At 71.3% G+C, this 12183-nt stretch carries 14 protein-coding genes; 9 read left to right on the top strand and 5 right to left on the bottom strand.

The genetic code is table 11. The features are described 5' to 3' along the window. Positions 1–474: 474 nt before the first annotated feature. From dctP to ACYQ8L_RS16960, 4 genes are all read left to right on the top strand, one after another. On the top strand, positions 475–1494 hold the full coding sequence (gene dctP / locus ACYQ8L_RS16975; protein WP_459943004.1) for a TRAP transporter substrate-binding protein DctP: 1020 nt from the start codon (positions 475–477) through the stop codon (positions 1492–1494). A gap of 4 nt (positions 1495–1498) precedes the next feature. Beyond that, complete coding sequence (locus tag ACYQ8L_RS16970) at positions 1499–1996, top strand: TRAP transporter small permease (protein ID WP_459943003.1); 498 nt, start codon at positions 1499–1501, stop codon at positions 1994–1996. Between the two features lie 4 nt (positions 1997–2000). Then, the gene (locus ACYQ8L_RS16965) at positions 2001–2945 is read left to right on the top strand and encodes a TRAP transporter large permease (RefSeq protein WP_459943002.1); all 945 of its coding nucleotides are present in this window, start codon (positions 2001–2003) and stop codon (positions 2943–2945) included. A 301-nt stretch (positions 2946–3246) separates the two neighbouring features. Next, entirely contained in the window at positions 3247–4089 is an 843-nt protein-coding gene (locus tag ACYQ8L_RS16960) for an aldo/keto reductase (RefSeq protein ID WP_459943001.1), read from the top strand. Positions 4090–4424: 335 nt separating this feature from the next. On the opposite strand, the gene ACYQ8L_RS16955 is transcribed toward ACYQ8L_RS16960, so the two are convergent. From ACYQ8L_RS16955 to ACYQ8L_RS16935, 5 genes are all read right to left on the bottom strand, one after another. Continuing rightward, positions 4425–5066 carry a CBS domain-containing protein gene (locus ACYQ8L_RS16955; RefSeq protein WP_459943000.1) on the bottom strand — a complete coding sequence of 214 codons (642 nt, stop codon included), beginning with the start codon at positions 5064–5066 and terminating at the stop codon, positions 4425–4427. 77 nt (positions 5067–5143) lie between these two features. Beyond that, complete coding sequence (gene mqnB / locus ACYQ8L_RS16950) at positions 5144–5854, bottom strand: futalosine hydrolase (RefSeq protein WP_459942999.1); 711 nt, start codon at positions 5852–5854, stop codon at positions 5144–5146. After that, positions 5847–6950, bottom strand: coding sequence for a primase C-terminal domain-containing protein (locus ACYQ8L_RS16945; RefSeq protein WP_459942998.1), 1104 nt, complete (start codon positions 6948–6950; stop codon positions 5847–5849). Before ACYQ8L_RS16945 ends, mqnB begins: the two co-directional genes overlap by 8 nt. After that, positions 6947–7204 (bottom strand): hypothetical protein, encoded by a 258-nt coding sequence (locus ACYQ8L_RS16940; protein WP_459942997.1) that lies wholly within the window; start codon positions 7202–7204, stop codon positions 6947–6949. The genes ACYQ8L_RS16945 and ACYQ8L_RS16940 overlap by 4 nt, the downstream gene beginning before the upstream one ends. After that, complete coding sequence (locus ACYQ8L_RS16935) at positions 7201–7389, bottom strand: hypothetical protein (protein WP_459942996.1); 189 nt, start codon at positions 7387–7389, stop codon at positions 7201–7203. The genes ACYQ8L_RS16940 and ACYQ8L_RS16935 overlap by 4 nt, the downstream gene beginning before the upstream one ends. Positions 7390–7537: 148 nt before the next feature. On the opposite strand from ACYQ8L_RS16935, the gene ACYQ8L_RS16930 reads away from it, so the two are divergent. From ACYQ8L_RS16930 to ACYQ8L_RS16910, 5 genes are all read left to right on the top strand, one after another. Then, positions 7538–7912 carry a Na-translocating system protein MpsC family protein gene (locus tag ACYQ8L_RS16930; RefSeq protein WP_459942995.1) on the top strand — a complete coding sequence of 125 codons (375 nt, stop codon included), beginning with the start codon at positions 7538–7540 and terminating at the stop codon, positions 7910–7912. 247 nt (positions 7913–8159) lie between these two features. Then, positions 8160–8537, top strand: coding sequence for a hypothetical protein (locus ACYQ8L_RS16925; RefSeq protein ID WP_459942994.1), 378 nt, complete (start codon positions 8160–8162; stop codon positions 8535–8537). Beyond that, positions 8534–9028: a 5-(carboxyamino)imidazole ribonucleotide mutase gene (purE, locus tag ACYQ8L_RS16920; protein ID WP_459942993.1), complete on the top strand. Its 495-nt coding sequence runs from the start codon at positions 8534–8536 to the stop codon at positions 9026–9028. The genes ACYQ8L_RS16925 and purE overlap by 4 nt, the downstream gene beginning before the upstream one ends. A 3-nt stretch (positions 9029–9031) precedes the next feature. After that, a complete protein-coding gene (locus ACYQ8L_RS16915; protein WP_459942992.1) occupies positions 9032–10489 on the top strand; it encodes an acetyl-CoA carboxylase biotin carboxylase subunit in 1458 nt (485 codons plus the stop codon). Next, positions 10489–12165 carry an acetyl-CoA carboxylase biotin carboxylase subunit family protein gene (locus tag ACYQ8L_RS16910; protein WP_459942991.1) on the top strand — a complete coding sequence of 559 codons (1677 nt, stop codon included), beginning with the start codon at positions 10489–10491 and terminating at the stop codon, positions 12163–12165. The genes ACYQ8L_RS16915 and ACYQ8L_RS16910 overlap by 1 nt, the downstream gene beginning before the upstream one ends. Positions 12166–12183 lie beyond the last annotated feature (18 nt).

The raw sequence follows: 12183 nt of genomic DNA, 5'->3' as shown, positions 1-12183 counted from the left end.
TACTCAGCCGGATGGGCGGAACCGCTCAGGAATTCTGGGCGTATTTGTCGATCCGATTGACCGAAAGAGTCCCAGTCGTTGGCTGAGTACCGGATGCAGCGACTGTAGGAGCCACGCCCGGCGCTCCAGCAGGCCCCATTCCCCCGACCGTGTCTATCTAACCGCCCGAGTAATATTGTGCCTGCGAAAAGGCCGCGCTCGGTGGCCTACCGGAGCTTTCGGCGGCTGGGTGGCCGTGAATCGTTCTTGGGTTTCCGCGTCACGGCCCGGATCCGCGGGGGTTGCCACAGCGGGCGGTCGCACCCCGTTCTCCATCCCGGGCGGCAAACATAGTTTATTCGTCGGGGCTGTAAAGCGCTGAGGCGGTTCCCCACCCACCGGTGGGTTGACAACAGGAGGCCCGCGGCCTAGGCTCGTTTCGCCGTTTGGGCGACACAACTTGCCGTTTAGCCCCAGCGAAAAAGGAGGAAGGTCATGCGAAAGGGTTGGGTCGGGATCCTCGCCGTCGTCCTCGCGTTGGCCGTCGGCCCGGCGTGGGCCGCCAAGGAGATCAAGCTGGGCCACGTGGCCCCACCGTTCCACGGCCAGCACCAGGGGCTCTTGAAGCTCGCCGAGGTGGTGAAGCAGGAAACCGGGGGGGAGTGGGAGGTCAAGGTGTTCCCCCTGGGCCAACTGGGCGGCGAACGGTCCATGGCCGAGCAGGTCCAGATGGGCACGCTCCAGATGGCGGCCATCACCACGGCCGTGCTCTCCAACTTCGTGCCCGAGGCCGCGGCGCTCGACCTGCCGTTCTTGTGGCCCGATCGCAAAACCGCCTACGCCGTGCTCGACGACCCCGAGTTCCAGAAGGAGTTCTTCCGGTTCTTCGAGCCCAAAGGGTTCGTGGCCATCGGGTTCGCGGAAAACGAGTTCCGCCACCTCACGAACTCCAAGCGGACGGTCCGGAAGCCCGAGGACCTCAAGGGGCTCAAGCTCCGGCTCATGGAGGCCCCGATCTTCCTCGACACCTTCAAGCTCCTCGGGGTGACCCCGGTGCCGATGCCGTTCCCCGAGGTGTATAACGCCCTCCAGCAGGGGGTGATCGACGGCCAGGACAACCCGCTCCTGACCTCGATCCTCATGAAGTTCACCGAGGTCAACAAGCACGTGACCCTCTTGAACCACACCCTGACCGAGACGGTCATCGTCGTGAACGCGGATTTCTGGAACGGCCTGCCCAAGAACGTGCAGGAGGCCCTCCGGAAGGGCGCCCGGGAGTGCATCCGCACGAACCGGGAGGTGAACGCCAAGCTCCACCAGAAACTGCCCAAGCTCGGCGTCTCGGTGGACGAGTACTGCCAGAAGAACGGGATCGAGGTGGTGGACCTCACGGCCGACGAGCGGGCCGCGTTCCGCCAGGCCGTGGAGCCCATCTACGAGAAATACCGGCCCCAGATCGGCGGCGAGTTCGTGGACTTCCTGCTGGGCAAGGTGAAGGAGCACCAGGGGAAGTAGGGACGTGCGGCTCCTGAACGCCGTGGAGAAGGTCGAGGAGGCCCTGCTCGGGTGGGGCCTCCTCGCATTGGCGCTCTTGGGGTTCGTGCAGGTGGTGCTCCGGTACGCCTTCGGCACCGGCATTGACTGGGCCGAGGAGGCCGGCCGGTACGGCTGCATCGCGCTCACCTTCCTCGGGGCCAGCGTGGGAGTGCGCCACGGCACCCACTTCTCGGTCGAACTCCTGGAGCGCCTTATGCCCCCCGGGGGGCGGCGGGTCCTTCGGACCTTCGCCGGGATCCTCTCGGCCGCCCTGTTCGCCCTGGTGGCCTGGTATGGGTACGAGCACGCGGCAAAGCTCCACCGGTTCGGGGTGACGAGCGCCTCGCTCCGGCTCCCCATGTGGGTGCCCTACGCCGCGATCCCGCTCTTTTCGGCCACCATGGCCCTTCGGTTCCTGGCCGACGGCCTCCTGTGGGCCGCCCGGGGCCGGGGGCTCGCCCCGGCGCGCGAGGGGGGCTGACCCGGTGCTCGCCACCGTCGCCGCCACGTTCGCGGGCCTCCTGCTCCTGGGGCTTCCCATCGCCGCCGTCATGGTGGGGGTCACGGCCCTCGCCCTTCGGCTCCACACCACGACCCCGCTCCTCATCATCCCCCAGCAGCTCTTCAACGCGCTCGACAACTTCGTGCTCCTGGCGATCCCGTTTTTCATCCTGGCCGGCCGGATCATGACCGAGGGGGCCATGGCCCGGCGCCTCGTGGACGTGATGCGGGCGCTCGTAGGAACGAAGCGGGGCGGGCTCACCTGGGCAGAAGCCCTGGGGGCCGTGCGCCGGGGGATCTGGGCCCTTCTGCTCCCAGTCATCGTGTTGGGGGGCATCTACACCGGCGCGTTCACCCCCACCGAGGCTGCGGCCGTGAGCGTGGTCTACGCCTTGTTCGTGGAGGCCGTGGTGTACCGGGAACTCACTTGGCGGGGCCTCCACCGGTCGCTCGTGGAGTCGGCCGTGCTCTCCGGGTGCCTCCTGCTCATCCTGGCCGGGGCCATGGCCTTCGTGTGGCTCCTCACCGCCGAGGGGCTTCCGGCGGCCGTGGCCGAGTGGGTGGTGGAGCGGGTCGAAACCCCCTGGGCGTTCCTTTTGTGGGTGAACCTGCTGTTTCTGGCCCTGGGCTCGGTCATGGACGACGTGTCGGCCATGCTGATCCTGTCGCCGATCTTCGCCGAGACCCTCCGGCGGCTCGGGATCGATCCGGTGCACTACGGCATTGTCATGGTGCTCGTGATCGAGTTCGGGTTCCTCACCCCGCCCTTCGGCCTCAACCTCTTTGTGGCCATGGGGCTCACGCGAAAGCCCATGGGCTATGTGGCCCGGGCCACCCTGCCCTTCCTCGCGCTTCTTCTCCTGGCGCTCGCCATCGTGACCTACGTGCCGGCCGTGAGCCTGTGGCTGCCGGAGGTGTTTTACCGCTGAAAGGCGGGAAGGCTGGGAAGCTGGGAGGCTCGAAGGCTCGGGCGCCCGAAGACGGTTCGCTCGCCCGGGGCGAACCGCGGCGCACCCTCGGGAGCCCACTCCCCGGACCCTTCACCCCCGATCGCGGCGCGGGCGCCGCCCTGCCTTCGGGAGTCCGGCGGCAATCCGGGCCCGAGGGGAGCGGAAGGCGGGCCTTGCGCCCGACCAGAACCACGCTAGACTGCGAAGTGAATCTGAGTTTTCTCGCGTTCCAGCCTTCCAGCCTTCCAGCTTTCCAGCGTTCTAGCCGAACGAGCCCGCCATGCCGCTGCCCAAGCGCATCCTCGGAAAGACCGGCGTCGAGGTCACCGCCTTCGGCCTCGGGGGCGAGGGGATCCTGCGCACCCACGGGCGGTTCCGCGACGCGGAGGCCGTGATCCGACGGGCCATCGACCTCGGGGTGACCTACTTCGAGTCGGCCCGGGCCTACGCCGGGAGCGAGGAGTATCTGGGCCGGAGCCTGGGGCCCGCCCGCGACCGGGTGTTCCTGGCCACCAAGACCCATGCCCGCCGGGCCCGGGCGGCCCGGGCCCACCTGGACGAGAGCCTCGCCCTGCTGCGCACCGACGGGGTGGACCTGTGGTACTTCCACGACATCCGGTCCGAGGACGACCTTCTGACCATCGCCGGCCCCGGCGGCGCGCTGGAGGTGGCCCTCAAGGCCCGGGACAAGGGGGAGGTGCGGTTCCTGGGGGTGTCGGGGCACGAGGACCCGAGCCTCCTCGTGCGGGCGATGGATCTCCTGCCCGTGGACGTGGTGCTCTGCCCGGTGAACCCGGCCGAGGCCGCGTTCCGGGGCTTCCCCGACACCGCCGTGGCCGAGGCGGCCCGCCGGGGCCTCGGGGTGGTGGCCATGAAGACCCTGTGCCGGGGCCTCGTCGGCCAGGTGCCGGGGGCGCCCGGGCCGGAGGCGTTCCTCCGGTACGCCCTGTCCACCCCCGGGGTTCAGGTGGCCAGCGTGGGGTGCGACAGCCCCGAGCAGGTGGAGGCGAACGTCCGGGCGGTGGAGGCCGCCGCGTCCCTCCCCGGGGACCAGCGCGAGCACCTGGAGCAGCTTTGCTACCCCTTCGCCCCCCGCCTGGCCTACTACCGGCCGGGAGGCTGAAGTTCAGGGTTCACGCAACGCCCGCAACGAACGCCACGATCCCTTCCCCCGCGGGTTCGGGTACCGACCCGAGGGGAACGCCGCCGAACCACGGCAACGTTGTCCGCTGGACTTCGGCCCGGATCGCGGCGTGGACGCCGCTCCCACACCGGGCGCCGACCCGGCCCTTGCCCTTCATCGGCGTAGGGTCCCGCCCAAATGGAAGGGACTCTCCGGAAGCGTTGCGTCCGTGGCGTGAGCCCCGCTTCTACGGGCTCTGCGCCTGACCCGGGAAACGAAAACGCCCCCCGGAGTTCTCCCCGGGGGGCGTTTTCCGTCGCGTGCTGTTTCCGTCTCTACCGCTCCCGCTCCTCGGCGTCCAGGCCGGCCTCCTTCATGCACTCCACGAGCTTGGAAGCGTCCTCGGCGTCGATATGGATCAGGAAGTCCTTCTCCCCGCCGCGGCGGCTCGGGAGGTAGGCGGCGTTCAGGACCTGGTGGCCCAGCTGGGCCACGCACTCCAGGGCCTTCATCATGAGCTGGGGCGTGTCGCAGTGGCGCACGATCACCCGGGCCCCCTTCTCCCCGATGCCGAGAAGCGGGTTCAGCACCAGGTAGAAGAAGTCGTTGGTGGTCAGGATGCCCACCACCTCACCGTCCTCCACCACCGGCAGGCACCCCACCCGCTTCTCCTGGGCGAGCCGCACCGCGTTCTCCACCGTGGTGTCGGGGGTGACGGTCACCACGTTTCGCTGCATGATCTCTTTGACCGTGAGCTTGGCGAACAGGTAGTGGATCTCGTGGAGCGAGAGGCTCGTGGCCATGGACGGCGAGGCCCGAAGCACCCGGTCCTTGGTCACGATGCCCACGAGCTTTCCGTCGTCCACCACGGGAAGCCGCTCGATCCGCTTCTCCTTCATGATCTTCGCGGCCTCGAGCACCGGGGTGGAGCTCGGCACGGTGATGACGGGGCTGGTCATGATGTGGCGTACGCGCATCAGGGTTCCTCCTTGGGGGAAACAGGGTGTGATCCGATCAAAACCGATCGGAAGTATACACGAAACCTTGCGCCCGGCTACCGGAGAAATGCGAGCACGGCCCTCTGGGCCGCCTCGGCCGCCTCCCGGAGCCGCCACGACCGCCGGTCCCTCGGCCCCACCCGGTTCGAGATGCCCCGGACCTCCCCGAAGGGGATCCCGAAGGCGAGGCACGCGTGGGCCGCGGCCGCCCCCTCCATGGTCTCGCACACGGCCCGGAACCGCCGGGCCAGCCGGGCGGCCCGCTCCGCCGTGCCGGTCACGGTGGACACCGTGACGAACCGCCCCTCCCGGGCCCGGGCCACGCTCCGGGCGGCCCCGAGGAGATCCCGGGCCAACGCCGGGTCCACCGGGAGTTCCTCGTACCACGCCTCACTCCCCCGCCGCCACGACGGGAACCCCAGCGTCCGCAGGCCCCGCACCCCGGCCCGGGTCTCGGCCCCCTCGTCCCCGTAGACCTCCCCGGTGGCGACGGCCAGGTGGCCCGGCTCGAGCCCGGAGCCCGGGTAGGCGCCCCCTACCCCCACCGACACCACGGCCGAGGGCCGAAGGCGAGGCAGGAGGGCCCCCAAACACAGGGCCGTGTTGACCTTGCCCACCCCGGTCACGGCCACGGCAACGGCCCGGGCCCCGAGGCGGCCCGACCAGAGGGGCCAGGGCAGGTCCCCGGCGTCGCGCGCCAGGGCCCCCGTCAGGAACTCCGCCTCGCCGGGGGTGGCCGCCACCACGAGGACCGGCGCCTCAGCCATGGGCCCGCCCCGGGTGGTAGGGGCACCGCGACCGGTCGGCCGGGGAGGCCGGGCAGTGGGCCCGGATCAGGGGGTCGCGGCACCCGTAGTGGTAGGGCTCGGCCGGCGCGAAAGCCGAGCGCACCACGTGGAGGATCTCCGCGTCGTCGAGCGGTTCCGGGTTTCTCCGGTTCCAGTCCATGAGCGCGCCCTCCACCGCCTCGGCGCCCCAGCCGCACTCCCGGAGCCACGAGGCGATCCGGATCGCCGTGTTATTGCGGGCTCCCACGGGCGCCGGCTCCCCGAGGAGGGCCCGGCGGGCCGGACATTCCCCCCAGCCCGGCCCGGGCACAACGGCCGGCCGGGCCGCGGCGCGACGGGCCCCCCGGGCCGCGGCCTCCCAGACCCGGCAGGCCGTGTCCGAAACCGGGACGTCCCCGGCGGGCAGTAGGCCCGGGTCGGTCCCCATCCCCCTGCTCACCCGGGCCGCCTCCCGGATCCGCTCCGGGTTCTCCCGAAAGAGCTCGTCGAGGGACAGGGGGGTCTTGAAGAGGCCCGTGACCTCGTGGCGGGTGTGGGGAAGCCGAAGGAGCCGGGTGCGGTCCCGAAGCGCCGGGTCCACGAACCGGCCAGCCTCCCCGAGCTCCCGGGTGAGCCGGCGGGTCAGCCGACCCAGCACCTCGGGCACCACCCGGCTCGGGGCCCAGAACCCGAAGGCCCGGAGATCCGTCTGCACGTGGAACCCCTTCTGGCCGCTGAAGTAGACCCGGACCGCCTCGGGGCCGATGCCCCAGGGCCCCAGGAGCCGGTCCACCGCCCGGCGGGCCGCATCCAAAGCCGCTTCGAGGTCCGGGGCGTCGAGGTCCAACGTCCAGTAGGCCGCCCACACGGGCCCGTCGTACCCGGCCACCGTGGGCCGGCCCCGGCGCCTGCCAGCCTCCAGATACGCGGGGAGCCCCCGGTCGAAGAGAAAGAGGCTCGCGTAGCAGCCCCAGCCGCCGTGGCGCCGCGCCCACGCGGGCACCTCGTCCACCCGGACCACCCGGTTCCGGAACCCGGGCTGGCGGCGGGCGGCCACCTCCACCCAGACGAACCCGGCCTCCCGGGGACCGGTCACGCCGCCTCCCGGGCCTCCCGCTCCTCCATGGGCCGGTTGCAGCACACGAGCTCGAGGGCCTCGTCCCCTTGCCGAAGCACGGCCACCTCGGCGCCGCACACCGGGCACCGGTACACCGGGACGACCCGGGTCGGCTCCATGGGCCGGTTGCAGCAGTGGGGGTCGAGCGCCGCGGTGGCCGCCTTGATCACCAGGATCTCGGCCCGGCACACCGGGCACCGGTACACCTGGCCCAACCGCACCGGCCGGCTCATTTCTTGGGCTCCACCGGCACCATGGGCTTCCCGTGGCACCGGGGCTCCAGGGTGCCCATGCCGCCCTTCACCACCATGATCATGTTGGAGCACTCCTGGCACCGGTAGGCCGTGCCCACCCGGATGTGCCAGGCGCTCACCCACTCGTCCACGCTCCACTCGGGGCTCGAATACCGGTCCTGCATCGCCTCCTCCTCCGCAGTTTAGGGATCGCAGGGGCCTTCCGCTTATACCACAGCGCCCGGGCCCGGCACGACCAGCAGCTTGACGCCGGAAGCCCCGGTTCCGTACAAAGGGCGGCGCCCTCCGGCCCCCGGTGCCCTGGAGAATCCCATGCCCTACCCTTCCCCCCACGGACCGCTCGAGGACGAGATCGCAAAGGCCCTGGTGCGGCTGGAGAAGGAGTACATGGGCCGCGGCCCCAAGGAGGCGTGGTGCCGGATCGTGGGCGACATGGTGGTGGTGCGCCTGCGGGGGGTGCTCACCCCGGCCGAGATTCATCTCGCCCGCACCGAAGGGGGCATCGAGCTCGTCAAACGCATGCGCACGGCGCTCGTGGAATCGGCCCGTTCGCTGGTGGTCCAGGAGATCGAGGCCCTCACCGGGTGTGGAGTGGTGAGCGTTCACACCGACATCAGCACCCGAACCGGGGAACGGGTGTTCGTGTTCACCCTCGACGCCGAGCCCCAGCCCGCTTCGGGAGCTTGACCGGACCCGGGGGCGACGAGTATAGATAGCCCCGACCGTCAGCCGGAAGGGCTCCCGCCGGGAAGCCCAGGCCGGAGGGCGGGGAAACACCCAAGACCAGCCCGAACGGGACACGGGGCGTTCGCGCCCCGGGTACGAGACGGCCGGATCTTTCCCAAACGGGAGAGGTTCGGCCGTTTTTCGTTTTGCGTGAGACCGGATTCCCCGGGGCGCCGGCGGCGCGCCCCGTGCCGGCAAGGGGAGATTCGTGCGAGCGGTCACCGACGGACCCCACGCAGATCCGAGAGAAACCTTGGGGCGGATCTACGCCCAGACCATGGGGGTGGCGCCCTCCCGGGTCGACGCCCTGTTCGGCCCGGGGCTCATCGTGGCGGTCCTCTACGACGCCACCGCCCCGGCGGAGCAGGATCTCTGCCGCCGGGAGGACGGCTGCCGGCTGTTGCGGGAGTATCTCTCGGCCTGCGCCGCGGAGATGCTGCCCGCGTTCCAGGAGTTCGCCCACCGGCGCGACCTCGGCACGGCGCGGCGGGTCCAGATCGAGATCATCCCCGACACCCCCCACAAACTCGTCATGGTCGTGTTCACCCCCCCGGAACGTCCCGGAGCGAAAGGAGGACCACGGTGAAAAAGGTGATCATCCTGATGGGAAGCCCCAACGACTGGCCTGTGATGAAAAAGGCCGCCGCAACCCTCAAGGAGTTCGGCGTGCCGTTCGAGGTGCACGCGGCCTCGGCCCACCGCGATCCGGAGCGGGTCGCCCGGATCGCGGCCGAGGCCCGGGCCCAGGGCGCGGCCGCCCTGATCTGCGGCGCCGGCATGGCCGCCCACCTGGCCGGCGTGGTGGCGGCCCACACCACGCTCCCGGTGATCGGGGTTCCCCTCGCGTCCGGTCCCCTGGCCGGGCAGGACGCCCTGCTGAGCACGGTGCAGATGCCCCGGGGCATCCCGGTGGCCACCGTGGCCGTCGACGGCTCCGTGAACGCGGCGCTCCTGGCGGTCCAGATCCTGGCGGTGGAGAACCCCGCCCTGGCCGAGCGGCTGGAGGCAGCCCGGCAGACCGACCGGACCAAGCTCCTCGAGGCCACCGAGTCGTTCCGCCGCGAACTGGAGGGGTGAGCCGTGTTCCGCAGGGTTCTGGTGGCGAACCGCGGCGAGATAGCCGTGCGGATCATCCGGGCGTGCCAGGAGCTGGGCATCGAAACCGTGGCGGTCTACACCGAACCCGACGCCCACGCCGTGCACGTGGCCAAAGCCGACGACGCGATCCTTCTCGAACCCGGCCCGGTGGCCGGCTACCTCGACGCGGAGCAGATCGCCGAGGCGGCGGTCAAAACCGGGGCCGACGCCGTGCACCCGGGGTACGGGTTTCTCTCGGAACGGCCGGCCCTGCCCCACGCCCTGGCCCGGCGGGGGATCGCGTTCATCGGCCCCCACGTAAACGCCATCGAGACCATGGGCGACAAGGTGGCGGCCCGGAAGGCGGCCGAGGAGGCCGGCGTACCCCTGGTGCCCGCCTCCCACGCGCTCGACCGGGCCGACGACGCCCTGGATTGGGCCGACCGGATCGGCTACCCGGTCATGGTCAAGGCGGCGGCCGGCGGTGGGGGCAAGGGGATGCGTATCGTGCGAAACCCCGAGGAACTGGCCACGGCGTTCCCCCTGGCCGCCTCCGAGGCCCAGAAGGCCTTCGGTGACGGCCGGGTGTACGTGGAGAAGTTCCTGGAGGAGCCCAAGCACATCGAGATCCAGGTGCTGTGCGACCGCCACGGCAACCGGGTGCACCTGGGCGAGCGGGACTGCTCCATCCAGCGCCGACACCAAAAGCTCATCGAGATCGCGCCGTCGCTGGTGGTCGACCCGGTCACCCGGGAGGCCATGGGACGGGTCGCTCTGGCCCTGTGCGAGCGGGTGGGGTACGACTCGGCCGGCACCGTGGAGTTCCTGCTCGACCGGGACGGCCGGTACTACTTCCTGGAGATGAACACCCGGATCCAGGTGGAACACACGGTGACCGAGATGGTCACGGGCGTGGACCTTGTGCAGGAGATGATCCGGGTGGCCGCGGGCCAGTCCCTCTCGATCCGCCAGGAGGAGGTGGAGATCCGCGGCTACGCCATCGAGTGCCGGATCAACGCCGAGGACCCCCGCCGGAACTTCATGCCCTCGCCCGGCACGATCACCCGGTACCTCTCCCCCGGCGGCCCGGGGGTGCGGCTCGACTCGTGCATCCACGGGGGCTGCGAGGTGCTGCCCTACTTCGACCCTTTGATCGCCAAGCTCTCGGTCTGGGGCCGCACCTGGGACGAGGCGGTCCGCCGCACCCGGCGGGCCCTCGACGAGTACGTCATCCGGGGCATCGAGACCACCCTTCCCCTCTACCGGCGCATCCTCCGGGACCCCGACTTCCTGAGCGGCCGGTTCACCACCTACTTCATGGAGCAGAAGATCGACGGGTTCGGCTACCCCGACCCGGCCGAACCCTGGGACCCGTTCTTCGTCACCGCGGCGGCGCTGTTCGGCCATTACCTGAGGGGCGGCCTGCCCGGCGCGGTGAGCCACCCTGGAGGCGACGTGTGATGCGGCCCGCGGAACTGTTCGACTCCACCCTCCGGGACGCGGTGGGGAACTTCCTCACCCTTCACGTGCGATCCGACGAACTCACCGACCTCCTCGAGGCCCTGGACCGCGCCGGGTACACGGCCATAGACGCCTGGGGCGGCGCCTCGTTCTACCCGACCATGGAGGTGCTCGGGGAGGACCCCTGGGAGCGGCTGCGGGCCGTCCGGCGCGCGGTTCGAAATACCCAGATCCAGGCCTCGGTCCGGTCCCGGTTCCTCTTTGGCACCCGGCCGGCGCCCTGGAGCACGGAGAAGGCCGTGCTCCAGCGGATCCGGGACCTCGGCGTGGACCGGCTCCGGGTGCTCGACATGGCCACCCGCCGGAGCGACACGGTGCGGGTGGTGGAACTGGCCAAGGAGACCGGCATCCACGTCACCGTGGCCCACCTGCTCGACTGGTCCGACCTGGGGGATGCGCCCGAGGCCCTGGTCCGGGCGGCCCAGGCGTATCTCTTCGCCGGCGCCGACGCGGTGTCGGTGCACGACCCCTTCGGCATGCTGAGCCCGCCCGTGGCGGAGCGGATCGTCTCCACCTACCGGGCCCACTTCTCCGCCCCCCTGCGGGTGCACACCCACGACGTGAACCTCGTGGGCGTGGCCGCGGCCGAGGCGGCCCTGCGGGCCGGGGCCACCGGGGCCGACGTTACCATATCGGCCGCGGCCTGGGCCTACAGCCCGCCCCAGACCGAGTCGCTCCTCATGGCCCTGCGGGGCACCCCCCTGGATCCGGGCCTGGACCTCGGGGCCCTCGAGGAGGCGGCGGCGCTGTTCGAGGGGCTTAAGACACAGAAGGGGTTCCGGTACCGGGCGGTGTACGGCGTGGACCACGGGGGCCTCTCCGGGCAACTGCCGGGGGTGGTGCGCCAGGCCATGCTGGAGGAGATCCGCGGGCGCTCGCCCCGGCCCGACATGGACCGGGCGCTGGCCCGGTTCCGGCCGGTGTGGGAGGCGTTCGGCCGCCCGCCGCTCCTACGGCCCTTCCTCCAGGCCGTGTGCGGCCAGGCCGTGGAGGACGTGGTGTCCGGCCGGCCGTTCGCGACCCTGGCCCCCCCGGCCGTCCGGTACCTGGCCGGCGAGTTCGGCCCCCCCATGCCCGGGTGCCGGGCCGACCTCGTGGCCCGGGCCCGGGAGGCCCTTCCGGAGCCGGCCCGGCTGCCGGAGCTCGACGACCTGCCGGCCGAGGCCTTCGGGAGCGAGGACGACCGCCTCACCTACGCCCTGTTCCCCAAGGCCGCGTCGGCGTTTTTCGAGCGGCGGGCGGCCGGCGTCTCCCCCCGGGGCCGGCCGGCCCCGTACCGGCTCGACCGGCCGGCCGAGCCGGCCCAGCCCTCGGTGCCCCGGCAGATCTGGATCACCCGGGCGGGCGAGACCCACCCCGTGGCCCTCGAGGGCATGGGCCCCTGGGAGGGGAACCGCCGCCCCCTGTTCCTGCGGGTGGGACCCCACCGGGCCCGGGTGGACGTGGAATTTCCGCCTCCCGGGCGCACCCGGTACGTGATCCACCTGCACGGCAAGGCGTTCCCGGTGGAGATCGCCGAGGTCCTACCCCCGGGGGCCCGGAGCCTTCCCGTGGTGCTCCGGGAGGGGGAGCACACCACCGAGGTGCTCTACTCGTTCTCCGACCCGACGAGGTGAGGGAAAGCTGGAAGGCTG

The sequence above is a fragment of the Deferrisoma palaeochoriense genome (assembly GCF_054656955.1).
The sequence above is the reverse complement of the archived record's forward strand: the minus strand, read 5'-3'. Positions and strand labels throughout refer to the sequence as shown.

Bases quoted from the DNA above. Each gene is read 5' to 3' on its own strand.
- dctP (WP_459943004.1), top strand. From the start codon at position 475: ATGCGAAAGGGTTGGGTCGGGATCCTCGCCGTCGTCCTCGCGTTGGCC.
- ACYQ8L_RS16960 (WP_459943001.1), top strand. From the start codon at position 3,247: ATGCCGCTGCCCAAGCGCATCCTCGGAAAGACCGGCGTCGAGGTCACC.
- ACYQ8L_RS16955 (WP_459943000.1), bottom strand. From the start codon at position 5,066: ATGCGCGTACGCCACATCATGACCAGCCCCGTCATCACCGTGCCGAGC.
- mqnB (WP_459942999.1), bottom strand. From the start codon at position 5,854: ATGGCTGAGGCGCCGGTCCTCGTGGTGGCGGCCACCCCCGGCGAGGCG.
- ACYQ8L_RS16940 (WP_459942997.1), bottom strand. From the start codon at position 7,204: ATGAGCCGGCCGGTGCGGTTGGGCCAGGTGTACCGGTGCCCGGTGTGC.
- ACYQ8L_RS16935 (WP_459942996.1), bottom strand. From the start codon at position 7,389: ATGCAGGACCGGTATTCGAGCCCCGAGTGGAGCGTGGACGAGTGGGTG.
- ACYQ8L_RS16930 (WP_459942995.1), top strand. From the start codon at position 7,538: ATGCCCTACCCTTCCCCCCACGGACCGCTCGAGGACGAGATCGCAAAG.
- ACYQ8L_RS16910 (WP_459942991.1), top strand. From the start codon at position 10,489: ATGCGGCCCGCGGAACTGTTCGACTCCACCCTCCGGGACGCGGTGGGG.